This is a genomic window from Amycolatopsis sp. NPDC059657, from assembly GCF_042734395.1.
In the GTDB taxonomy this organism is placed as follows: Bacteria; Actinomycetota; Actinomycetes; order Mycobacteriales; family Pseudonocardiaceae; genus Amycolatopsis.
Map to the genome: position 1 here is coordinate 88,317 of NZ_JBHWEB010000011.1, position 22,133 is coordinate 110,449.

Genomic DNA, 22,133 nt, shown 5'->3' on the forward strand with positions numbered 1-22,133 from the left:
CGTCGAAGTCAGCTATGACCGCCACGGGCGATGGTCGGTGTGGTCAGGACCGCCTGAGGCAGTGTCCGGTATGGCTGGGTGGTGACCTTCACCTTGCCGATGCGCCCGGAGTGGTCACGCACCAGAAACTCCCCCGCTCGCGCGTGCCGTTCGGCCTCGCCACCGGCCGGGTTGGTCGGCGAGAGGTCTTTGGTGACGGTCTCGCGGTAGTGCGCGTCGGCTGGGTCGACACCCAGCCAGGCCAGCCCGTTGCGGGCGAGGCCGTCGTCGCGGTGCCGTCCGAGGAACCGGACGGCGATCAGGCCTTGCAGGATGTCGTCGCCGAGGTCCTGCGGCGCATGCGAGCCGAATGCCATGTCCGCGGCGTGTTTACGGCCGTCGCGGACGAACTCGAGCGCGATCTGCTGGCCTTCCGGGGTGCCGGTGACGTTATAGGCCTCATCACAGATGAACTCGCCCCACCGTTCTGTGCCGAAACAGATCTCCTTGGCGATCGCGGCGATAAGCAGGTGGAAGGCGCGGCCGAAGAGCTTGCGTGGCGGGATACGCGCGGCCATGCGCTCGTTGCTCATCTCCAGCGCGCTGGGCAGCGGGATCTCGTTGGTACAGAACACGACCATGTCCGCGCCCAGCAGATCGACCGGCTTGAGATCCGGATCGAAGATCGGCCGGGTGATCGGATCACGCCGTAGCCGCTGCAGCCGGTCCGCGAGCGCCTTCGCGGCCGGGTCCTTGCGGCCATGGCGGACGAGAGCATCGACGAGACTGTTGCTGGAGGCATCGAGACTGCCGCTGACCTCGTCGAGACCACGGCCGAGCGCGTCTCGTTCGGGCGAGTTGGACTCGAGATCGAGCCAGGCGGCGAAGAACGTCTCGGCGATGCCGGTGCTGGTCTTGGTCTTCCCGCGGAACACGCGCAGCGGATCGCACGAGTAGCGCAACTCGGCGTGCGTAGCACGTTCGCCATCAAGAGTGGGATCGACCACGTCAACGACCTGGCAGTCGCCGGGCAGTGCGTTCGCGACCGGTACCCATTCACGGCTGCGGGTCCGGTCGACGACGATCACCCTGCCGTCGAGCATGAGCCGGACCACCGCGGCGACGTTCTTGAGCACGACGGACTTGCCGGCGCCGAGCTCGCCGATGACCGCGATCCCGCCGGACGAGTCGTGGGTGGGGCCGTAGGTCGGGTCGAGCAGGAACGGTGCGATCGCGCCGCCGTCGAGTGTCAGGCCGAACAGAGCACCGGTCGGGTCGCCGAACTCGGTCGCGGAGAACGGCAGCAGCATCGCGGCATCGCTGGCCAGCAGGTTCTGCGCACATTCGCGCACTACGAGCGGTGTGCGGTGGCCGGGCAACATGGCCTGGTAGAGCTGTTTCTGTCCGCCGAGCGGGCGCTCCCACTTGTACTCGCCGCCGAGGAACGCCTGCCGCAGGTATTTGGCGTTCGTGTCGCAGGCGGCCGCGGTCGTGCCCCAGACGCAGGCGACGATGCCGACCTCGAGGTCGTTCTCGGTGGAACTGGCCCCCAGGCGTGCGTTCTTGTGCTGGATCTCCTGCTGCGCGGACAACACGTCAGCAGGCACGCCGGCGCCGTCACCGCCGTGCTCCTCGTCCTGGCTCATCAGGTCCCGAGTACGGCGGCGATTCGACGCGCGGGCTTCCTCGTTGATGGTCGCGGTGATCCGCAGCGCGTAATCGACGCCGAACCCGATCCCGGCCAGCCGGGACAGGATCTCGTGGCCCGGGAAGGTGAACGCGCGTGGCATCTCGGCGAGCACGAGGTAGGCCTGATAGCTCTCGACCAGGCCGTCGTCGCCTGGGGTGAGGCATTTGAGGAACCGACGGTTCAACGTCCGCAGCGGACCCAGCAGGTTCTTGACCATCGCGGCCACACCCGGCTGCGGATCATCGGTGAGCTCGTCGGTGCGACCGCCCTCGTCGAGCACGGTGCCGCGCAGCGTGACCAGTCTCGCCCGGCCGTGACCGGGTGCGAGAGTGGTCCCGCTGTTGTGCACTGTGGACCGATCCTCGAGCTGAGGTTCGTTGATCCCGCGGACGGGAGCGCGGCACAGCCACCACAGCAGTTCGGCTGTTGTCGCGGCTCGCAGCGGGATGGTCGAGCCGAGTTCCTCCGCGGCGATCCGGGCTCGCTCCCGACCGAGCTTGATGGCCGCTGGGGTGGCCGGGCGCATAGGAATGCCGAGGGTCTCGCCGAGCGCGGTGCCGGTCGCGCGCCATAATCCGTGGGCGGCGTCGCGCCAGCCGTGGCCGGTCAGCGGTTTGGCGACCCAGTACGTGCGGCCGAGGACTTCGAGGTCGTCAAGCTGGTCCCACGCGTTGTGGACTGTCTCCGCCCAGTGCGGATTGCTGTCGAGATCGATGTCGTCCAGGCAGCGTTCAACGATCGCGTGCGGCTGGACCTGCTCACACAGCGAGGCGATCATCACCTCGCCCCGCAGCGACTTCATGAACGTGACCGTCCGCTCGTAGAGCGCCTGCAGTTGCTTGCCCGAGGACCGGGCGCTCTCGGCCGGGTATGCGCGCCACACCGCCCAGGTGGAGCCGTCGGCGCAGAACAGCAGGTTCCCGCTGATGTCGAGAATCGGATCGTCCATTTAGAACACCTCGTTCTCGCTGGCGGATCGGGCGCGGATCAACAGCAGTTGCAGAGGCGACACCGCCTCTGTCGCGCTAGCCGAGGCCAGAATGGACGGTTGTGGTCCGCCCGGACCTTCGTTGTGGTGCAAGTAGATTCGCTGCTGACTCCAAACTGGACGGCTAGGACGATAGGGCTTGCCCTCGACGGTTCCGGTCGTCGGAGCAAGGAGCTGGGTGCACAGGCCCAGCAACCAGCCCGCGGGTGTGCGTGACTCGATCCGCGCGCGGCGCACGAACACCGCGGACAACGGCACGAACCAGCGAGCGGAACCCAGCCAGTCGAAGATCGGCAGCTTCCAGACGATGAGCAGGAGCGCCAGGAACAGCACGCCCTGCGTGAGGGTGTAGGGCCCGCCGGGGACGTAGGCGCCATCGCGGCCCGGCATCCGGCCGAACATCCGCGGTTGGCGCCGTGACCGCGTGTACGAGCGGCCGACCAGCGCTTTGCCCTGCACCGGCTTGGTCGTCATCCCTTGGTGAACCAGGAGCCGAACATGCCGGACACGGCGTCGATGTTGAGCAGCAGGCCCAGGAAGACTGCCGCGATCACGGCGTATTTGATGACCCGGGTGATGTTGCCGCGAGTGCCGATGAGCAAGCCGATACCGCCGACAACAGCCGCGAGCAGGATCAGCCGTCGCACGGATTGATCACCCCAGGCGAGGTTTGTGTCGATCCACGACTTGACGTCGGCGGCGTACACGAAGGTGTGCATGACGGTCTCCTTGCCTTATCCGCCGGCCGTCGAACGTGAGCTCGACGGTGGGGTCGGTGTGGTTTTCGTCGAGATCGACGCCAGTTGCGGTGCGGGGTCGATGCGACGGACCTCCCAACGGCCTGCACGTGCGGCCAAGGTCAGCGCGTAGTCCAGCACCGTGACCTGGCCGGTCGCGTCATATCCGCTGGCTCGCGCCAGAACATGAATCTCAGTGCCATCGGGTGGGCGCGCGGCTTGCCCTGGCTCGAAAGCCTCGTGAGTCTTCAAGACACTGAGCTGCACCGTCGCGTACGCCGCCGGCACGACCGGGGCAAGGCTTGCTCCCGGCGTGATGTAGCGGTCCAACCCGCCTTGCCCCGCCAGGTAGGCGGCCAGAAAGCCGAGCACGGATTGACCGATCGGGCCGGTGATCTCGGCTGTTTCCGGATAGTTGAGCTCCACCGCCGCCATGGTCGCTGGGCAAGTCACCGGCGAAGGCAGCGCGGCAGCCACGTAAGTCGCGGCGCCGCTCACCAGCTGGCCCAGCATGCTGACCTGGACGCAAGCCAGCCTCGCGATGTGCTTGCCCTCAGGTGGCTGAGTCAGCAGGTTGACCGCGACCACCACCGACCACACTCCAGCGCTAGGCGAGGTCACCGCGATCGTCGATGTGTCGACAGGCACCTGAGTGCCCGGCATCCGCTGCGTTTTCATCCCAGGCGGATAGAACGTCTCCAGACCCGCGGAGTCGTCGCGGCTGGCCGAGAGCCAGGCCCGCACGTACATCTCCGCCCAGCCACGAGGGTCCGGCTGCTCGAGACGCGCGGTGCCATCCGGTGACTCGGAATGCGTGGTCGGGCGAAGAAGCACCAAGACCGCGAGTGTCACCAGTGGACTGGCGAGGACCACGGCCCACGCCAGTAACCGGCCGCCGCGGCGTGTGGCAGCTCGCAGCGCCGTTTCGATCCTCGCGTCCGGGATCAGCCGCGAGACCGCGTGCGACCTGGGCTCGCGAGCAGTCTCGTAGGTCTCGCCCTGGCGGTCTCGTCGTCTCATCGTGTCTCGTCTCCGCCGGTCGAGCCAAGACCGAGGATCAAGTGCAGCCGATGCCTCAGCTGCGTGTCAGCGCGGCCGGAGAGGGACTCCAGCGCGTCGCACGCCGGGAACCCGACCTCGTCAAGGAACTGCCGTATCTCGGTGTACAGCTCGCGGTCGATCAGCGAGGCGGCCAGGCGCGCGGCCAACTCCCGCGCTCGGAGGCGAGCACGAGCGATCGACTCCTCTTCAGGGTCGAGTGTGATGCGAGGACCGGTCACGAGCGCTCCAACCACGGGTGCGGACGGCTGTCGTCCAAGACATGCAGCCCGCACCCGGCGTTTGATGCGTGCCAGTCAGCTGGCCCACGCCCGGCTCACACCCGGGAAATCACGCGCTGCGGAGGCCAGCTGTTCGACGGCTCGCTGGCGGTGGCGGGTGATAGTCGGCTGGCTCAGGCCCATCAGCGCTCCGACCTGGCGATCGGTGGCCACGCCGTCGCGTCCCATCTGGTCGCCGAAGTAGCGAGCGGTCAGGATCGTCGTGGCTTCCTCGTCCAGCCGCTGCTGCTCCACCGCCCACGACAGCAGCTCGAGCAGTTCTTCGGACGCATCCAGGTCCGTCGGCTGGTCGCCGAGCTGACCGGGGTGGGCCTGGTTGTCGATGCTGATCACCTCTGCGGCGGCTTGCCCCAGGTCGACTCCGAAGGATCGGAGTGCGGCGCGCTGCGTCTCGCGCGTCAGGTTCGCGGCGACGTGGTTCCGGCGCCGCAGCGGGTAGCAGCGGACCGTCTCCCAGAGGTGACCGATCACCCCGGCTTGGATGTCTCGGTTGCTCTCGGAGGCCGAGACGCCCGCTCCCGTCACACCCCGGCGAACACCCGACGTGCACGCGGCGGCACGGGTGGCGCGAATGACGCGGCCGACGACGCCGGGAACAGCGGGAATCATCGCGTTGACGACCAGCTCGGCAGCCAGGCGCCCGTCGTCGTCCTGGGTGCTCGCGCGGCGCAACAGGCTGTGCAGGACCACATCGTGACGTGGGTAGTCCTTGCCTCGCAGCACCTCGACGAGCCGGTCATGGCTGCTGATCCCGGCCAACGCCGGATCCTGTTTCGACCACGCACTCAGAACGGCGTCAAACTGGACGATCGAACGCGGACGGGTGAGCTGCGCCTGAAGCGCCGACAGCGGGCTGTATGCACGACTGGACATTTGCGGAGGCCTTCCGAGTGGCGACAAGATCGCCATGAGCCTCGAAAGTGGGGCTGGCCCTTTTGCTTGGCCAAATCCTTGCCCCAGGTGAAGAGCAAGGGAATCTTCACCCGAAAGGCGTACGCAAATGTTCGGCCAAGCCCCCAGCGTCTGAGGTGAAGGCGCGCGGCCGGGTACGTCGCCAGCTACTGAATCTGCCCGCCTTCGCGCCACTTCCGGAGGATGCGGCGGCCGTAGTTGTGAGTCCCGACTACCCGGTCAAGCTCAGCGCCGCTCGGTACACGCCCCTTAGCGCTCTCGGCCGCGTAGTACGCCCACATCCGGTCCTCAGCAGTCGTCTCGCTCGGCTCCACGGGCTCGTTCGAAACCACAGCAAGACGCACCACCCCCGCAGCTTCGGCCACCTCGGCTCCCTTGGCTTGCAAGTCGGCGCGATGACGCTTAAGCGCTCGATTGAGCAGCTCGACCGCCAGCAGCAGCGCGAGCGGAGGGCACGCCGCGACCGCGATGGCAAAGACAGACAGAGCGGGCGCCGCAGCAACATTCGCACACAGCGAGAGCACGATGCCGAACACGAACGCCAGCCAGGCCGCCCACCGGCCGCTCCCCTTACGGCCAGATTTCCACAGCTCGACCGTGGCCGTCGTGAGCAACCCGTCCACGATCAACGGCCAGATCGCTGCCGTCGTCTCGTCCGAGCCGAACTTCAACGCGAACACTCGACCATGTCGATAAGAGGCATAGGCCGCACCTAGTGCGACCAGAGCTGTGCAAGCGCACTGCACCCACAAGGCACGATCCCGGCGAGCCCGGCTGACACGTTCGACAGCCTGGTGATCGTCTACCTCATAGATCGTCGAGCGCTCTTGGGCCGGGGCGCTCATCCAGCATCACCGCCCTGGCCACGGCGACGTCGCTTAATCTTGAGAACAGCGGAAACTGCCAGCTCACCGCGGGTGCGGCTTCGTGTAGATGCTGTACGAGCCGCTCCGGGGGCACCACCAGCAATCACACCAGCTTCGCCGGGTGATCTTGCGACTTCTGGGCCCTGCCCTTCTGTGTTTCGGGCTGCCTCTCCGGCTACGACGGCGATGTCGTCGATGCCGCTCGTTGGCAAGGTCACTTCGATCATGGCGTGGTCCGTTTCGTGGTCGACATGGATACGGAGTTTGGTGAGTTCGTAGAGCCGCACCTGCCACTCCGCAGGCGCTCGATGCAGGTTCACCTCAAGGTGGGGCAGGAGATCGACTATGTCGAGATCGGCGGCTGTGGCCGTCGCCGGTGTCTGCAGGCCTTCGAGGTCGAGCTTGGCGATCTCCTCCAGGACAGTCCGCTGCTCGGCACCCAGCGCGTTGTAGCGCTCGCGGAGCCCCTGAGTGAAGGGGTCGGCTGGGTCAGCGTCCTCGGCCTGGCTGAGCACGTTGCCCTGCTTGCGTCCCAGATCATCAGCGCGCTTCCGCAAACGCGCACGCTGCTCGGCCCGTTCTCCGCGCTCTCGGTCATCCACCTGCGCGAGGTGAGGCATGAGCAACGCCATCCGGCGATTACCGAACAAATACTCGGCGTAGAGCACGTTCAACGCCGCGAGGATCGCGTCCTCGCGCATGTACACCGTTTGGGGATGATCGGGAAGCTTGTCCATCCGTCCCCGATTGTTGTTCGTCGGCCAGCATCGGTAGTAGATGTGTCCGCGATGACGATGCCCGAGCATCCGCCGGCCACAGGTGTGGACGACGCGACCGCGCAAGACGTAAGCGCGCTTCGTGTTTGGATGCCGGTTGCGATCACTGCCATCACGCGAGCCCCGTTTCGCCACCCTGCGCGCGACCAGCTCGTCATACATCAATTTCGGGATCAGCGGCTCGTGCGCCGGTTCGACGGACCAGACCCACATCTCGGGCGGGTTGACCACGCCGGTCCCGCCGCGGCTGCGCCGGGCTCGGCGGTTGTACACCTGGTAGCCGGTGTACTTGGGGTTCTTCAGCACGTCGGCGACCGCAGACTTCGACCACGCTCCCCTGGCACGCCGCCCGCCCGGTGGCTCCGGTGGCGGATGAGCGTCAAGGTCGGCGTTGAGACGTTCCGCGATGGTGTCGAAGCCCAGCTGCTCGTGATACCGCCAGTGCGCCATCAACGTGACCGTCTCGCCCCGCTCGCCATCAGGCTCCAGCCGAGTCTTCGTGATCCCCTTCTCGGCCTTGACAGGGTTGGGATGCCGAAACTTCTTCGCGCGGTAGCCGTACAGGGGCTTGCCGATGTTGTAGCCCTCGCGGACATGCGTGCACGTTCCGCCCCAGGACTGCTCCAGCATGTTGAGGACTTCGTACTCGGCCACCGACTGGTTGATGCGCCGCTGCAGGATCTGCTGCGCGCGTCCCCCGGTGAGCATGATCGGCTCGTTTGAGGCGAACACCGCAACTCCGGCGTTCTCCAGCTGGCGTTCGACACTCAAGGTCTCGTACATCTTGCGCGCGATGCGTGACATTGCCTCGCAGATCACCACGTCGAACCGACGGTTCGGCTTCGCGGCCTCGGTCAGCAAGTCGGCGATACCGCCGTCACGAGCGATCGGGATGTCAAAACGCTCGTAGTTCGACTTCCGTCCTCGCTTCTCCAACTCCATACGCCCGGACTCGACATCGTAGAAATGGGTGACGATCACCCACGACTCGGGCAACGCCACCTTCGAGCGCTCCAGCTGACGCAACAACGACTGCCGCGGATCCTGATGCTCCTCAGTGGACGTCCGGCCGACCCAGGCAACTCTGACTTCCTTACCCCGCACAGCCATGGGGAGCCCGAACGGCGAAACCGCCAGGTCCGATAGCCCTGGCTGTCCCATACGTTCAGCAATCGCGGGCGACACTGGGTCCGCAGGTAACGTCACGCCGCACGCTCCTCGAATCCCTCTTCGTCGCCGTGCGCGCCGACGCTGTCTGCATGGGCCCACAACAGGAGTTCATGCACCGCGCGCGCAAGCTCGCTCGCCAACCACTCCCTTGTCTCGCCGTCAACGCTCTCCACGTTGACCGAGAACGTCCAGGACTTCTCCGGGTTAGGAGCCCGACGCCGAAAGGGAATGACCTGCCCGGCATCTGCCACGTCGTTGCCTGCAACACGCTGTTGCTCCGGCTGCCGCTTACGAGTCACAGAGGTTCACCTCACGATTTCCTTGAGTTGCTCTTCCGATACTCGCGCTGAACACGGGCCTCGGGGAAGCCCGAGTCACCGATTGGGTGTTTCAAAGGCCAGCAGCCGTGACATCGCGAGAGCGTGACAGGATGGGTCGAGGTCGATGCCGATGAATCTGTGCCCTAGCTGGCGCGCGGCGATCCCCGTGGTTCCGCTGCCGGAGAAGGGATCCAGCACAACCGCGCCGGACAGACAGCTGCGTTTGAGACAGCGTCGGGCGACTTCGAGTGTTCCGGCTGCGGGATGCCCGGTGCGGGCGCGTTCTGCCGAGATCGTCCACACATCGCTGGCCGAATTTGGCTCGGCGGGCGGCGACGCAGACGCGAGACCTTCGCGGAGGCTAAGCCAGAAGAGCGTTTCGTAGCGCTGGTTGAGCCGGTCCCGCGCGTTCTCGGGGCGGGCATTGGGTTTCTCCCATATGACAGCACCACGCAGCACCCATCCCGAGTTCTGGAGGGCGAACGCGACTCGCCACGGTACGCCGATCAAGTCTTTGGGACGGTAACGGGTCTGTGGTGGACGACTGGATCCGGAGTCCAGCGCCATGCGGGCAGGCGCTGTCCGTGACTCCGACCCCTCGGCAACGTAGTTTCCCCAAGAACCACCGAATGTGTCGCCGAGGTTGAGCCATGCCGAGCCACTAGGTCTGATCACTCGCTCAAGAGCGTCGAACACCGACACGAGATTGTCGACATACTCCTCGACCGTGTTCTCCGCGCCATACTGGCCGCGGACACGGTAGTCGCGCAGGCCCCAGTACGGGGGCGAGGTCACCACGCAGTCGACTGACGCTGTCGGAAGCGTTGAGAGCACGGTGGCGGCGTCGCCGGTCAGCAGTGTCACGCCGCCAGGTTTCCGATCCGGCATGGCCGACGCGGCTCGATGCCCGCTCGGCGAGGTCACGCCGCGTTCCGGTCCGTCTGCTGCGCGGGCAGGTCGAGCCTGCGCAGGGCGATGGCGTGGAACTCCGGGTTCAGGTCGATGCCGACGTAGTGTCGTCCGAGTCGGCGTGCGGCGAGGCCGGTGGTTCCTGCTCCGCTGAACGGGTCCAGGACGGTCCCGTTCTCGGGACAGCCCGCGGCGACGCACCGGAGCGGGATGTCGATCGGGAACGCGGCGAAATGCGCTTCGCGCAGTGGGCGTGTCGGTATCGACCACACATCGCCCGGGTTCTTCCCTCGCTGTTGCCCTGTCGCCGCGCCGATCTTCCTCACCGCGTTGGGGCGAGCCAGAGGTTCGCGGATCGCGTCGAGGTCGAAGTCGTACTTCCGCTGTTTAGTGAGCAGGAACAACAGCTCATAGCGGCTGGAGAGTCGGTCTCGGACTGGTTCGGGCATCGCGTTGGGCTTGTGCCACACGATGGCGTTGCGCAGGATCCACCCGTCGCGCTGCAGGGCGAAGGCGACGGTCCAGGGAATGCCGACCAGGTTCTTGCGCGGCACGACGTGGTCGCGTCGGACTCCGGCAGAACGGACCGACTCGCGCATGTGTCCGGCCGTCATGCGGCTGGTCAGGCCGCTGGTGCGCATCGGGTCGGCGGTGCGCCCGGGTGGGCTGGCGCTGTAGGAGTCGCCGAGGTTGAGCCAGAGCGTGCCGGTATCGACCAGGACGCGATGGACCTGCGCCATGACCTCACGCAACCGGTCCACGTACTCCCCTGGCGTTAACTCAAGACCGTGTTGAAGATCTTCACGGCGAGCGCCACACCAACCGCACGTGAAAGCGCTCTGTGGGATCGGCTCAACCGAAGCGTCGGGATAGCGGAGTCGCTGCTCCTCGCGTGTATGTGAACAGGCCGGGTCGCCGCCGCTCCACGTCGCGGTCTCGTAGTCACGAAGGCCCCAGTACGGAGGGCTGGTCACCACGCAATGCGCAGAACCGGTAGGCAATGTAGCCAGGACCGTTGCGGCGTCGCCGCTATGCAACGTGACCGAGTCGTCGCGGTAGTAGGCCTGGTGCTGCGAGCTGGCCATGATCTTTGTCCCTCCAGAGCATGCGGTAGCGGGCTCGTTCTGCGTGACGGGGTTCGAGGACGTGGTGGTCGGCACGGGGTGTGAAGGTGCAGGTCGAGCACGGCCAACCCCGGCTAGAGCTCCGGTCGCTGAGCCTGGACTGTCGGGGGTGCATGCGACCCTGCGTCTGAGAAATCGGTCGATCATGAGAGTGGAGCTGGCGTGCGTTGGACCGGAGAGATATGGCAGCTGCTCCGCGACGAGGAACTCCTCGGCGAGATCGTCATCGAGAGCCCCGACTTTCCCTGGCTGTCCGGACGGTTCGTGCCGCAGCCAGCTTTTGACGACGTCAAGCCGCTGTTTGATGAGGAGCTGGCCCTGATCGAGTCCGGCATGGACGACCATGTGGAAGAGTGGGAACTGCTCTACAGCCGCATCGCGGACACGCTGAGCCTGCGGTCGCCGCGTGGCCTGGTGCCCGAGTTCCTCCTTCACGTCCAAGGCGAGCAGGCGTGGTTCCGCTGGAGCGACGAGCCGTTCGAAGCCGATCGAGGCTGACGCCGAACTTGTCCTGGGAAGCTGAACGGCGGGGTCGATGTGCTATGCCGCCTCCGCCGCACGCCAGTGTTCGATGGGCTGCCAGCGGCTGTCGTCGTCGAGCAGCGCGGCGAGGTCTGAGAGAAGCAGCTGGACAGCGTGCGCCGCCTGCTGCGGGACCACTCCGTTGCCCAGAGCGCGAAGCTGCGCGGTACGCGGCAGCGAGGGACTCGTCACCCAGCCCAGCTCAAGTCCTTGGAGCCATTCGACGAAGGCTGGGGCCAGCACGGGACGCCCGTGGGTGCCCGGCTGCGTGGGAAACGGGACCGGTCGCCCGAGCACCTGTTCCCACCGCCGTATGGCCGGCGCGTAGTCGCCCCAGTCCACCTCGGGGTGCGCCGAGGCTGCCGAGGAGGGATCTGGGTCGGCGACGGCTACGAGATGCCGTCGCCCGCGTCCAGGACGAGCAGGCGCATCACCGCCGACGGCAACATCAGGTCGCCTTTCGACCCCCGCTGGGCCGGGCAGCCCTTCGTCCCGTCGGTCGCCCGCGGTGTCGGAAGGAACGCCTCGGGGTCCACCAGCGGCAGCACCTCCTGCGACAGCGGCGGCCGGAATCCCGGGCCCGCCCGGCGCCCCGCCGTGCCCGTGTCCGAGGCCCTCGGTGTCGGCAGCAACCGGATCGCGATGGACAACGGCATGCCCATTCCGTTGCCGTTGATCTTTCGCGCGCGATGCTTTTCGCGGCGCTGCAGCCAGTGGCCAGGGTTCTCGTGGTCGTTCGGGTTGATCGCTGTCGGAGTCGGCAGCAATCGGGCTTCGTCGGCCAGCGACGGACCACCGCCCTGCGTTCTGCGGGTGCAGTTCTTCGCGTCCGAAGCGATCGGTGTGGGCAGTAGTTTCATCACCGCGTGCACCGCGTCGTGCAGGTTCACTTGGTGCCCGCCGGCTCGACGCCGGACTGGGTCGGCTGGGCCTCGGTTGTCGCCGTCGCGTGCTTGCGGGGTCGGCAGCATCCGGGGCGGTAGCGGTGCGGGGCCAGGCGAGCAGGAACACGCGTTCGCGCCGGTGTGCGGCGCCGATGTCGGCGGCGCGGACGCTACGCCATGCCGCGTCATACCCCGCTTCGGCCAGGTCGCCGAGTACGCGGTGGAGGCCGCCGTTTTTCCAGCGGAGTGCGGCGACGTTCTCCACGATGAGGAGCGGGGGTCGTAGAAGGCGAATGGCTGCCACGATGTCTGTCCACAGCCCACTGCGGTGACCTTTCTCGATGCCCGCGCGCCGTCCGGCCGCGGAGATGTCCTGGCACGGGAACCCCGCGGTGACGATGTCGACCGGCTCGACCCCGGTGAAGTCGACCTGGCGCAGGTCGCCCAGGTTGGGCACGCCCGGCAGGCGGGCGGCGAGGATCTCCGCGACGTGCGGGTCGGGGTCGGCGCACCACGCGACGCGACCGCCGCCGAACGCGGCGAGCACCCCCAGGTCGAGGCCGGCGACCCCAGTACAGAGCGACCCGATCACCGGCCCGGGTGTCGACGACACCCGCAGTGCCCCGTAGCCGGTCATGCCGCGCTCCGACACGCGGAGATCTCGGCGTCGGGACCGGCGATCGAGGCGACGGCCAGCTCCCGTCCGGCGCGGGTGCGTCGCCTGCGCGGGCGGGTGGGCACGGTCGGGACCGGCATGGCCGGGGCGGTCTCGAGGGCATCGGGGTCGGCGCGGACCACCAGCACGTCGTGGTGCGCGCGCAGCGCGATCGGATGCCCGATGAGGCGCTCCATGTGGGTGGCGGTCCGCCACTCGGCGAGGGTGGCGCGGGTGCGGACCCGCGCGCCGCGGAGGTCGGCGGTGAGCGCGACGCACCGGGCGACCGGGGCGAGCCCGGCCGCGGCGCCGAGGGCGAGGAGCTCGCTGGGGAGGTCGAGCATGGTGTGCCGGACGGGGTGCCGTCGCGGCGGGATCGTGATCACGACGTGCCCGCCGGGACGTACCAGGGATCGGCATTCGCTCAGCAGTGCCCGGAGCCTGCCACCGCTTTCGGCGGGGTCGTCGCCGGTGGGTGGGCGCAGGGTGGTGAGCAGGAGGTCGACGCGTCCGGTGAGTCCGGCTGTCTCGGCCACGGCGAGGGTGCCGGGGCGGCGGTCGAGGATGAGGACCATGCCGTCCATCGGCGCTCCGGCGGCTTTGGCGGCGGTGACGTTGGCGCGGGCCAGGCGCCACCAGCGCCGGTGGGTGGTCAGGCCGATGGCGTGCCGGCCCGCGCGCAGCGCTTCGACGACGGTGGTGCCGGCGCCGCAGTCCGGGTCGAGCACCACATCCCCGGGCCGCGTCAGCGCCGTGATGGCGTACTCGGCGATCGCCGGCGGCATCACCGACAGGTCGGTGTCGGTGGCGTCGTGGTAGCCGCGGCCGGCCAGCTGGGTCGCGATGCTGTCAGTCCCGGTCGGCCATACGGAAGCGAGCAACGTGTAGGGCTGTTCCATTCCGCGCGGGTGGCGTGACTGGTCAGTCATCCGAGGTCTCCCGCCGCGGTCATGGTGGACGGTTCGGGCTTCCGCTCGGCGGCGAGCGACGGGATAGGACCGAAGAGCAGCAGGTCGTGGTGAACCGAGCGCACGGCCAGCGGCCCACATCCCGGGCTCGTCGAGTCCTCGCCCGCCGGAAGCGGATCAGCTTCTGTCCCCCGTCCCCGGGCGGCGGGTATCGGTGCGCTGAGGACGGCGATGTGATCGAGCCACCCTCGGCCGCTACTACAGATAGTGGTCGCGATCGAACCTGTGGGGTCGATGAGCAGTCCGTCCCGACTGTCGCTGTGAGTAATCACTGTGAGGAGGCCGGTCGGGGTCATGGCCGTGTCCCAGTCGGTGTCGGCGAGCCAGTCGGTGGCACCGGGATGGACCGCGGTGATGATCAGGTTGAACCGGCCGCCGGACGAGGAGCCGACGCGGGCGAGTCGGTGTTCGGTCGCGCGGTCCGGGTCGGTCGGGTGCGTCAGTCGGAGCCGACCGAGTCGGGGTCCGGACCCCGACTCAGCGGCGCCGACGCCGAGCGCGTCAGCGCGGCCGTGGGGATCGTCGAGCGTGTCTGTCGTGGTCGCGGTGTCGGCGGTGCGTCCGAGTCGGGTGACGGTCCAGACCGCCTCGGCCAGTCCGGCGTACGGGTCCAGACCGCGAACGCCACCGCGCGCGGTCGGGTACGCGGGGCGCGGGGGTGGCGGGGCAAGCAGGAGGACGCGGTCGCCGGGGCGGGTGTAGGTGGTGACGAGGGTGACGATCGCGCGTCCGAGCCAGCCCGCCAGCAGCGCGGTGCCGGGCAACGGCTCGACGTCGGCGAACGGCCACACGGTCGCCGGGCGAGGTCGCCGGGCACCGCCTCGGGCGGAACGGTGTGCCACGGCGCGATGCCGGCCACGCACGCGGTGACGCGGTCGTGTGCGCCCGATGTTGTCGTGTCCTCGGATGTGCCCGGCGTGCGGTGGCCTGTCCTCGTATGGCGGGGGTGTAGACATCCCGGATCTCCCTCTCGCTGCCAATGGCGGGGTGATGCCCTGTCACTACAAGAGGCCGGTTTTCAGCCCGTTTTCTTTCACCGCACACCGAAATTCACATTCGCAAATCTTCGCGTTTGGCTTTCTTGTTAGCCGAGCGGTCCACGGTTCATGAAACAAAGTCCAAACACCTCTCTTAAACAAGAGGACAACACCCCGAGCGAAAGCGAACCCGCAGCGCAAGTCACCGAAGTTTTTCAAGCAACTTCCGCATCCCAGGCCAGATCCCCGCCGACCAACCTTCGAACCCTGCTAAGGCTCCAGCCGGAGGCCTCTTAAAAGCCCAGGCAGATACCCCTTAAGGGCAGGCGAACACGCGCTCACGCCACCCGCCGAGCGAGCCGAAGTGGATCGATCCAGATCGACGATTTTAATAGCACCTTGCGCGCGACAAGGCGTTCTCCTTGTTCTTTTCTTGTTCTTTTCTTGCTCTTTTCTTGTCGCTGTCGCGGTGTCCTTCCTGAGTCAGTTCATCGCTTGACTCAAGGAGACAGACATGCAGGACAACGACAGTGAGAACAACCCGTCGATGCGGCCCGGGAGTGAGGGGTTGTTGCCGTTGGGTTCGGCGCGGAATTCGTTCGCGTGGTTGGTGACGGGGCCGGATCCGATGGCGGTGGACGGGCGCCGCTTCCCGGGGTTGCCGGATCGGCTGGTGCCGCTGGACGAGTTGCGTGATCGGCTGCTGGATCCCGCGTGCACGGGCCGCACCCGTGACGCGGTGTGGCGGTTTCTGATCGGGCGTTCCCGCGCGGAGGGAGCGGCCTGGACGGTCGCGTGCGTGGGGATGGCGCTGCCGACGTTGGCGCGCAGCGCCGCCCGTTTGGCGGGGCACTTTCGCGGGGATCGGGCGGACCTGCACGCGGCGATACTGACCGGTTTCCTCGAGGCGCTGACCACCGTCGAGGTGGGCGGGCAGAGGCTGTCGCAGCAGCTGCGGTGGGCGGCGTTTCGCGCCGGGCACGCCGCGGTGACCGAGTCCCTGGACGCGCCGATCCCGGCTGAACCGGAGGCCATCGACGCCTCGGTCGACGCGCCGTTGCCGTGGGCGGCGGGGTTCCGGTCGACCTCGCCGCACCGGCCCTGGGGGCATCCGGATCTGGTGCTCGCCCGCGCCGTCGCGGTCGGGGTCCTGACCCCGCCCGAGGCGGAACTGATCGCCACCACCCGGCTGGAGGAGATCGGCCTGGCGGACTGGGCGGAGCTGCACGACATGCCGCACGGGCGGGCCAACCTCGCGCGCTGGCGGGCTGAACAACGACTCGTCGCCTACCTGCTCGACGAGGCCCGCGAGACCGACCCGGACGACCCGGTCACGACCGCCGCCTTCACCTCCCTGGCGCTGCGCTCAGCCCCCGGCACCACCACACCTCCACCGGGACAGTCACCCACAGTGAGTGGTCATGGCCGCAACGGCCGACCAACTTCTTCGAAGAAATTCGAACCGGCGGTGAAAGAAAACGGCCCGAAATCCGGCCTCTTGAAGTGGAGGGGTTCCACGCCCACCGCCGCGCCCTCCACCTCACCTGAGCAGATTTCGGAGGTGCGCCGATGCGCGTGACACCTGGCACCCACGCCGACCACACCCAGCCCACGACCCCACCGGTGGACCGCGCGGCCTGCCGCGACACCGCGCCGCGGCAGGCCTCCGGCGCCGCCACACGGCCTGTCCCGCTGCGGCTCAGTCATCTGATGAATGTGTGTGGAACCGGAGCACGCCGCAGCCTCCGGCGACGCTCCCGCGCGGTCACCGTCACGGTCCTGGCCGCGGCGTTGCTGGCTGTCGCGGCGACGGGTCCGGCGCTGGCTGACACGACGCAGGTGCTGGCGTTCGCGGCGAAAGTGGAGGACGTCTTCAACAACATCCGCAACTGGCTGGTCGGGATCCTCGCGGGGTTGGCGACGGTGTTCCTCACCGTCGGAGGGGTCCGCTACCTGATGGCCGCCGGTGACCCCGGCGAGGTGGAGAAGGCCAAGACCGCGTTCAAGTCCGCCGGCTGGGGCTACGGGCTCGCCGCGCTGGCGCCGCTCGTGGTGGAGATCCTCAAAGGGATCGTCGGGGGCTAGGGCGATGACCAACACCCACCCCACCCACACGCCCGCCGATCGCGGCGAGCCCGGCGCGCCCCTGGCACGGGCGCGCCGGGATCGGGTCATCCTCACCCCGCCCGCCGACCGCCACCGCCCTTGGCGAGGTCGCCGTCCACGCGGGGCGTGGGTGGCGGCCGTCCTCCTGGCTGGACTGATCGGCGGCGCGTTCGCGGTCCAGGCGTCGGCTGCCGACCCGACGGCGCACACCGCGGCGGCACGACAGCTGCTGCTCCCCGCGCAGCCGGCGCCGAACCCGCCACTGCCGCTGCCCACCGGGCCGACCTCGACCTGCGCTCCGAACTCGCCAGACCCGACCTGTCATTTCCCGACCGTGACATCGACGCCGTCGGTGCCGGTCTCGCCGCTGCCTCCGATCACCGAGCTGCCGACGACAAGCTGCTTTCCCGGGCAGGTCGGCTGCACGCCCGCCACCACGCGAACCTCGCCGAGCACGCCACCGTGCACGGGCGAGGGCTGCATCCCGCAGCCGACGACCGCGCCGCCGAGCAGCGGCATCCAGCCAGGTGAGCCGGGTGCGGGTGGTGGCGACCCGGAGTGCGGGATCACCAACATTTCAGGGTGTATCAACGCGGCGATCAACGCGGTCTTTCGCGACCTGGTCAAGGCGGCGATGGACCCGGTGCTCAAGCTGCTCGGCGACACCGCGTTCAGCACGCCGACGCTGGATTCGCTGCCCGGTATGGCGAACCTGTGGAACAACTCGTGGCTGATCGTCCTCGCGGCGTTCGGCGGGCTGGTCATGATCGGCGGGATCGTAGTGATGGCCCACGAGTCCATCCAGAGCCGTTACTCGATCAAGGAGATCGCGCCCCGGCTGGTGGTGTCATTCATCGCGTCGACGCTGTCGCTGTTCGTCATCGACAAGGTCATCCGCCTCGCCAACGCCCTCTCGGCCGCAGTGCTCGGCGACGGAGTCGACCCACCCAAACTCGGCAACACCCTGGCGGAGTCGGTCAACGGCGCCTACTCCGCGGCCGTGTCCGGTGGGCTGTTCGTGATCATCCTGCACCTCGTGCTCGTGATCGCGGTGATCGCGCTGCTGCTGGTCTACGTGGTGCGGGTGATCATCCTGTTGATCCTCACCGCGTCGGCCCCGCTGTGGGTCGCCTGCCACGCCCTGCCTCACACCGACGGCATCGCCCGCTGGTGCGAACGCGCCCTCGTCGCGACCTTGGGGATCCAGGTCGCCCAGGCGCTCACGTTGATCGTCGCACTGAACACGTTCCTGAGCGGCAGCGTGCACCTGTTCAACTCCGTGGGCGGCGGGCTGGTGATGCTCTTCGCCGTCCTCGGGCTGCTCTACATCCTGTTCAAGATCCCGTTCTGGCTCCTGTCGGCCACCAAGCTCGGCACCGGCCGCTCGTTCCTCGGCGGACTGGTCAAAGCGGTGATCGCGGCCAAGACCTTCGGCGCCATCGCGGGCAAAGCCGGCGGGTTCGGTAAGGCCCGTGCCCTCGGCGTCGCCCAAGCGGGCCGCAGGCACGGTGGTGGCGGGCGGGGTGGTGCGGCCGATCCGCCGTGGCCGCCGCAACCCCGGATCGCGCCGACTCCGGACGCGGTCAACAAGCGGCTGAGGCAGCAGTACGACGCCGAGCGGGAGCGTGCCGCCCGCCAGCCGATGCTGCCCTCCCAGGAACCAAGGTTCCTGCAACCGGGTCCGCAAGAAACCAGCCACGACCCCGCCCGCACCCCAGCCGTCCCGGTGCGGCCAGGACCACCCGAGTTCAGCTCCGGCCCGCGCCCGGCGGGCACTGCGCCCCCGGCGTTCCGGCACCGCCCGCAGCCAGGTTCAGCACCGAAATTCCAAAGCCCCGGCGGCCCGCGGTCCGGGAAGCCGCCAGCACTGCCGATCCGCGTGGCGTCGGTCCCACCGCAGCTGCGGTTCCAACCAGCGAGCCCAGAACCCGCGCACACCTCGCGCCCGGTCACACGCTCCGCTCCGCAACCCGCCGCGCCGGTGTTCCGTGCGGCGCGACCGGAGCCGCGGCTCGGTGACGCCTTGCCACGCACGCAGTCCGTGCCGCCGGTCGCGTTCCGTCCACCGGCGCCACCCACAACCCGAGGGGACGCAGAGAAATGACGCAACCCATTCGAATTCCGTCCGATGTGGACCGCGAGGACCGTGTGCTGGCAGGACTGACCGCACGCCAGCTCGCGATCCTGGCGGTGACCGGGATCGTGCTCTACAGCGGTTGGACGCTCGGCAGGGCGGTGATCCCGCTGCCGGTGTTCCTCGCCGTCGCGGTGCCCATCGCCGTCACCGCCGCGGTGCTCGCGTTGGGCCGTCGGGACGGGATCAGTCTCGACCGGCTCGTCGTGGCCGCGATCCGCCAGCGCCTGCAACCCCGCCACCGGGTGGCCGCACCCGAGGGCGTGCGACCGGCACCACCCTGGCTCACCGGTGACACCGCCGGCGGTGTCACCGGTGAGGCCGAGGTGTCCCCGGCGCCGTTGCGGCTGCCCGCCGAAGCCGTGACCGAGGCCGGTGTCGTCGACCTCGGAGCCGACGGCGTCGCGATCGTCGCGGTGGCGTCGACGGTCAACTTCGCACTACGCACTGCCGGTGAGCAGGAGGCGCTGGTCGCATCGTTCGGCCGGTATCTGCATTCGCTGACCGCGCCGGTGCAAGTGCTGGTGCGCACCGAACGACTCGACTTGTCCGGGCAGATCGCCGAGCTGCGTGAGGCGGCGGCGGGGTTGCCGCATCCGATGCTGGAGACCGCGGCTCGCGAGCACGCCGACTACCTCGACCAGCTCCGCCGCTCCACCGACCTGCTCCGCCGACAGGTACTGCTGGTGCTGCGCGAACCCGTGCGCTCGGCGGGGCCGGCCGACGGGCTCGGCGGCGCCTCACCGCTGGCCGCGCTGCGCGCCCGCCGCGAGCGCCCCCGCGCTGCCGGGGTGACCGAAGGTGGGCGGCGAGCGGCGGAGACACGGCTGGTGCGCCGCCTCGGCGAAGCCGCCGAGCTGCTCGCCCCCGCCGGGATCACCGTGACCCCGCTCGACGCCGGGCAGGCCACCGCCGTACTCGCCGCGGCCTGCAACCCCGACTCCCTCATCCCACCCGGTGCCGGGCTCGCCGGAGCCGACGACGTCATCACCACCACCGGGACCGACGCACTCGACGACGAGCCCTGGCCCACAGCGCAGCCGCCAGTGGCGGAGACCTCGAGTTCCGTGGACGACTGGGATGGGAGCGACCTGTGAGCAGCGCACGCCGCCGCCGACAACACGGAAAGCACGCCGCCGGGGCGCCGATCGGGAGGGCGGGCGCGTTCACCCCGGACTCGCTATCGGTCGCGCCCCGGCATCTCGAGGTCGGCGGCGAGTTCGTCGCCACGTTCGCGACCGTCGGCTACCCGCGCGAGGTGTATCCGGGATGGCTGCAACCGCTGCTGTCGCACCCGGGCCGGGTCGACGTCAGCCTGCACATCGAGCCGATCGACCCGGTGACGGCGGCGAACCGGCTCAAACGGCAACTGTCCAAACTGGAATCCGGCCGCCGCCAGACGAGCGAGAAGGGGCGGCTGCTGGATCCGATGGTCGAAGCCGCCACTGAGGACGCCTACGACCTCGCCGCCCGGGTCGCCCGCGGCGAGGGCAAGCTCTACCGGTTCGGCCTGTACCTGACCGTGCACGCCACCTCTGCGGATGCGCTCGCTGATGAGGTCGCGGCGGTGCGGTCGCTGGCGGCGTCGCTGCTGCTCGACGCGAAACCCACCACCTACCGTTCGGTGCAGGGCTGGGCCTCGACGCTGCCACTCGGGCTGGACCTGATCGGGATGCGGCGCACGTTCGACACCAGCGCCCTGGCCGCTGCGTTTCCTTTCACCAGCCCCGACCTGCCACCAGCGGACCCTGCCAGCGTCGCCGCGCCGACGGGGGTGCTCTACGGGTTCAACGTGGGTTCGCAGGGGCTGGTGCACTGGAACCGGTTCGACGCGGACAACTACAACTCCGTCATCCTCGGCCGCTCCGGCGCGGGCAAGAGCTACCTGGTCAAACTGGAGACCTTGCGGTCGCTGTATCGCGGGATCGAGGTCTCGATCATCGACCCCGAAGACGAGTACCGCCGCCTCTGCGAAGCCGTCGGCGGCACCTACGTCCACCTCGGCGCCCAGGACGTGCGGGTCAACCCGTTCGACCTACCGATCTCGATACGTCCCGACGGGCGCCGCACCGCGCCGCGCGACGCGGTGACGCGGCGAGCGTTGTTCCTGCACACCGTGATCGCGGTCCTACTCGGCACCGCACCGACCTCGCAGCAGCGCGCGGTGCTCGACCAGGCGATCACGGCGACTTACGCCCGCGCGGGCATCACCGACGACCCGCGCACCTGGAGCCGTCCCGCGCCGCTGCTGGCTGATCTCGCGGCCATCCTCGCCGCGGGAGACCCGGACGCGGTCGACCTCGGCGCCCGGCTGCACCCCTACGTGCACGGCGCGTTCTCGGCGATGTTCGCCGGTCCGACCACCACCCGCGCCGAAGGACATCTGACCGTGTTCAGCCTGCGGGACCTGCCCGACGAACTCAAACCCATCGGAACCCTGCTCACCCTCGACACCGTGTGGCGGCGCGTGTCCAACCCCGCGATCCGCCGGCCGCGGCTGATCACCGTCGACGAGGCGTGGCTGCTCATGGCCGACCCCGCCGGCGCGGCGTTCCTGCACCGCATGGCGAAAGCGTCCCGCAAACACTGGGCGGGCTTGACGATCGCCACCCAGGACGTCGGCGACGTCCTCCGCACCGACCTGGGCAAAGCGATCGTCGCCAACGCCGCCACCCAGATCCTGCTCCGGCAAGCCCCGCAGGCGATCGACGAGATCGTCACCACCTTCAACCTCTCCGCAGGCGAGAAGCAGTTCCTCATCTCCGCCGACAAAGGCCAGGGCTTGCTCTCGACCGGAACCCAGCGTGTGGCGTTCCAATCGCTGGCCTCGCCGCAGGAGAACGCGCTGATCACGACAGATCCCGCCGAACTCGCCGCGACCACAGCGTCCCGCCGCAGCTCGGCCGAGTTCGACGACCAGGTGGACGGCTACGTCGAGCTAGACGCCGTCTGACATCCGCTCTATTTCTGCCTTTTCTATTCGGAACTGAGGTGTGCCATGTCCGCTATCGAGTCCGCTGTGGACAGGAAGCGGCCGGGGAGGTTGCTGACGCAGAACCGGGAACTGCGGGCGATC

21 protein-coding genes and 1 pseudogene are annotated in these 22,133 nt (G+C 68.6%); 6 read left to right on the forward strand and 16 right to left on the reverse strand.

The window, feature by feature from the left end:
* Positions 1-8: 8 nt before the first annotated feature.
* The 11 genes from ACFV15_RS08700 to ACFV15_RS08750 form a co-directional block, all read right to left on the reverse strand.
* Positions 9-2,618, reverse strand: coding sequence for an ATP-binding protein (locus ACFV15_RS08700; protein ID WP_378349589.1), 2,610 nt, complete (start codon positions 2,616-2,618; stop codon positions 9-11).
* Complete coding sequence (locus tag ACFV15_RS08705; protein ID WP_378349590.1) at positions 2,619-3,131, reverse strand: hypothetical protein; 513 nt, start codon at positions 3,129-3,131, stop codon at positions 2,619-2,621.
* Entirely contained in the window at positions 3,128-3,376 is a 249-nt protein-coding gene (locus ACFV15_RS08710; protein ID WP_378349591.1) for a hypothetical protein, read from the reverse strand. The genes ACFV15_RS08705 and ACFV15_RS08710 overlap by 4 nt, the downstream gene beginning before the upstream one ends.
* A 15-nt stretch (positions 3,377-3,391) precedes the next feature.
* The gene (locus tag ACFV15_RS08715) at positions 3,392-4,414 is read right to left on the reverse strand and encodes a hypothetical protein (RefSeq protein ID WP_378349592.1); all 1,023 of its coding nucleotides are present in this window, start codon (positions 4,412-4,414) and stop codon (positions 3,392-3,394) included.
* The gene (locus tag ACFV15_RS08720) at positions 4,411-4,674 is read right to left on the reverse strand and encodes a hypothetical protein (protein ID WP_378349593.1); all 264 of its coding nucleotides are present in this window, start codon (positions 4,672-4,674) and stop codon (positions 4,411-4,413) included. The genes ACFV15_RS08715 and ACFV15_RS08720 overlap by 4 nt, the downstream gene beginning before the upstream one ends.
* Before the next feature lie 75 nt (positions 4,675-4,749).
* Entirely contained in the window at positions 4,750-5,607 is an 858-nt protein-coding gene (locus ACFV15_RS08725; RefSeq protein WP_378349594.1) for a hypothetical protein, read from the reverse strand.
* Between the two features lie 185 nt (positions 5,608-5,792).
* Complete coding sequence (locus ACFV15_RS08730) at positions 5,793-6,398, reverse strand: DUF2637 domain-containing protein (protein WP_378349625.1); 606 nt, start codon at positions 6,396-6,398, stop codon at positions 5,793-5,795.
* 89 nt (positions 6,399-6,487) lie between these two features.
* Positions 6,488-8,494 carry a recombinase family protein gene (locus ACFV15_RS08735; protein WP_378349595.1) on the reverse strand — a complete coding sequence of 669 codons (2,007 nt, stop codon included), beginning with the start codon at positions 8,492-8,494 and terminating at the stop codon, positions 6,488-6,490.
* Positions 8,491-8,757: a hypothetical protein gene (locus tag ACFV15_RS08740; RefSeq protein ID WP_378349596.1), complete on the reverse strand. Its 267-nt coding sequence runs from the start codon at positions 8,755-8,757 to the stop codon at positions 8,491-8,493. Before ACFV15_RS08740 ends, ACFV15_RS08735 begins: the two co-directional genes overlap by 4 nt.
* 75 nt (positions 8,758-8,832) lie before the next feature.
* On the reverse strand, positions 8,833-9,642 hold the full coding sequence (locus ACFV15_RS08745; RefSeq protein ID WP_378349597.1) for a DNA-methyltransferase: 810 nt from the start codon (positions 9,640-9,642) through the stop codon (positions 8,833-8,835).
* 56 nt (positions 9,643-9,698) lie between these two features.
* The gene (locus ACFV15_RS08750) at positions 9,699-10,958 is read right to left on the reverse strand and encodes a DNA-methyltransferase (protein ID WP_378349598.1); all 1,260 of its coding nucleotides are present in this window, start codon (positions 10,956-10,958) and stop codon (positions 9,699-9,701) included.
* 15 nt (positions 10,959-10,973) lie between these two features.
* Between ACFV15_RS08750 and ACFV15_RS08755 the strand changes: the two genes are divergently transcribed.
* Entirely contained in the window at positions 10,974-11,309 is a 336-nt protein-coding gene (locus tag ACFV15_RS08755; protein ID WP_378349599.1) for a hypothetical protein, read from the forward strand.
* A gap of 42 nt (positions 11,310-11,351) precedes the next feature.
* Here ACFV15_RS08755 and ACFV15_RS08760 read toward each other — a convergent pair whose 3' ends face one another.
* The 5 genes and pseudogenes from ACFV15_RS08760 to ACFV15_RS08780 all read right to left on the reverse strand — a co-directional run bounded on the left by ACFV15_RS08760 (position 11,352) and on the right by ACFV15_RS08780 (position 14,796).
* Complete coding sequence (locus ACFV15_RS08760; protein WP_378349627.1) at positions 11,352-11,630, reverse strand: hypothetical protein; 279 nt, start codon at positions 11,628-11,630, stop codon at positions 11,352-11,354.
* A gap of 92 nt (positions 11,631-11,722) precedes the next feature.
* Positions 11,723-12,223, reverse strand: a complete 501-nt coding sequence (locus ACFV15_RS08765) for a hypothetical protein (protein ID WP_378349628.1) — start codon at positions 12,221-12,223, stop codon at positions 11,723-11,725.
* A 163-nt stretch (positions 12,224-12,386) separates the two neighbouring features.
* Positions 12,387-12,854: pseudogene (locus tag ACFV15_RS08770) on the reverse strand (DNA cytosine methyltransferase); the annotation flags it as partial.
* Positions 12,851-13,801, reverse strand: a complete 951-nt coding sequence (locus ACFV15_RS08775) for a DNA methyltransferase (protein ID WP_378349600.1) — start codon at positions 13,799-13,801, stop codon at positions 12,851-12,853. The pseudogene ACFV15_RS08770 and the gene ACFV15_RS08775, both read right to left, overlap by 4 nt.
* A complete protein-coding gene (locus ACFV15_RS08780) occupies positions 13,798-14,796 on the reverse strand; it encodes a hypothetical protein (protein WP_378349601.1) in 999 nt (332 codons plus the stop codon). Before ACFV15_RS08780 ends, ACFV15_RS08775 begins: the two co-directional genes overlap by 4 nt.
* 535 nt (positions 14,797-15,331) lie before the next feature.
* Here ACFV15_RS08780 and ACFV15_RS08785 point away from each other — a divergent pair.
* The 5 genes from ACFV15_RS08785 (at position 15,332) to ACFV15_RS08805 (ending at position 22,010) form a co-directional block, all read left to right on the forward strand.
* Positions 15,332-16,396 (forward strand): hypothetical protein, encoded by a 1,065-nt coding sequence (locus ACFV15_RS08785; protein ID WP_378349602.1) that lies wholly within the window; start codon positions 15,332-15,334, stop codon positions 16,394-16,396.
* 131 nt (positions 16,397-16,527) lie between these two features.
* On the forward strand, positions 16,528-16,902 hold the full coding sequence (locus ACFV15_RS08790) for a pilin (protein ID WP_378349626.1): 375 nt from the start codon (positions 16,528-16,530) through the stop codon (positions 16,900-16,902).
* Between the two features lie 4 nt (positions 16,903-16,906).
* Entirely contained in the window at positions 16,907-19,027 is a 2,121-nt protein-coding gene (locus ACFV15_RS08795) for a hypothetical protein (RefSeq protein ID WP_378349603.1), read from the forward strand.
* The gene (locus ACFV15_RS08800) at positions 19,024-20,154 is read left to right on the forward strand and encodes a PrgI family protein (protein ID WP_378349604.1); all 1,131 of its coding nucleotides are present in this window, start codon (positions 19,024-19,026) and stop codon (positions 20,152-20,154) included. Before ACFV15_RS08795 ends, ACFV15_RS08800 begins: the two co-directional genes overlap by 4 nt.
* Positions 20,151-22,010 (forward strand): VirB4 family type IV secretion system protein, encoded by a 1,860-nt coding sequence (locus ACFV15_RS08805; RefSeq protein ID WP_378349605.1) that lies wholly within the window; start codon positions 20,151-20,153, stop codon positions 22,008-22,010. Before ACFV15_RS08800 ends, ACFV15_RS08805 begins: the two co-directional genes overlap by 4 nt.
* Positions 22,011-22,133 lie beyond the last annotated feature (123 nt).

What these genes read in the sequence shown, in the direction of transcription:
- ACFV15_RS08700 (WP_378349589.1), bottom strand. Translation starts at nt 2,618, where the DNA reads ATGGACGATCCGATTCTCGACATCAGCGGGAACCTGCTGTTCTGCGCC.
- ACFV15_RS08705 (WP_378349590.1), bottom strand. Translation starts at nt 3,131, where the DNA reads ATGACGACCAAGCCGGTGCAGGGCAAAGCGCTGGTCGGCCGCTCGTAC.
- ACFV15_RS08710 (WP_378349591.1), bottom strand. Translation starts at nt 3,376, where the DNA reads ATGCACACCTTCGTGTACGCCGCCGACGTCAAGTCGTGGATCGACACA.
- ACFV15_RS08715 (WP_378349592.1), bottom strand. Translation starts at nt 4,414, where the DNA reads ATGAGACGACGAGACCGCCAGGGCGAGACCTACGAGACTGCTCGCGAG.
- ACFV15_RS08725 (WP_378349594.1), bottom strand. Translation starts at nt 5,607, where the DNA reads ATGTCCAGTCGTGCATACAGCCCGCTGTCGGCGCTTCAGGCGCAGCTC.
- ACFV15_RS08750 (WP_378349598.1), bottom strand. Translation starts at nt 10,958, where the DNA reads ATGATCGACCGATTTCTCAGACGCAGGGTCGCATGCACCCCCGACAGT.
- ACFV15_RS08775 (WP_378349600.1), bottom strand. Translation starts at nt 13,801, where the DNA reads ATGACTGACCAGTCACGCCACCCGCGCGGAATGGAACAGCCCTACACG.
- ACFV15_RS08780 (WP_378349601.1), bottom strand. Translation starts at nt 14,796, where the DNA reads ATGTCTACACCCCCGCCATACGAGGACAGGCCACCGCACGCCGGGCAC.
- ACFV15_RS08785 (WP_378349602.1), top strand. Translation starts at nt 15,332, where the DNA reads ATGCAGGACAACGACAGTGAGAACAACCCGTCGATGCGGCCCGGGAGT.
- ACFV15_RS08790 (WP_378349626.1), top strand. Translation starts at nt 16,528, where the DNA reads ATGAATGTGTGTGGAACCGGAGCACGCCGCAGCCTCCGGCGACGCTCC.
- ACFV15_RS08795 (WP_378349603.1), top strand. Translation starts at nt 16,907, where the DNA reads ATGACCAACACCCACCCCACCCACACGCCCGCCGATCGCGGCGAGCCC.
- ACFV15_RS08800 (WP_378349604.1), top strand. Translation starts at nt 19,024, where the DNA reads ATGACGCAACCCATTCGAATTCCGTCCGATGTGGACCGCGAGGACCGT.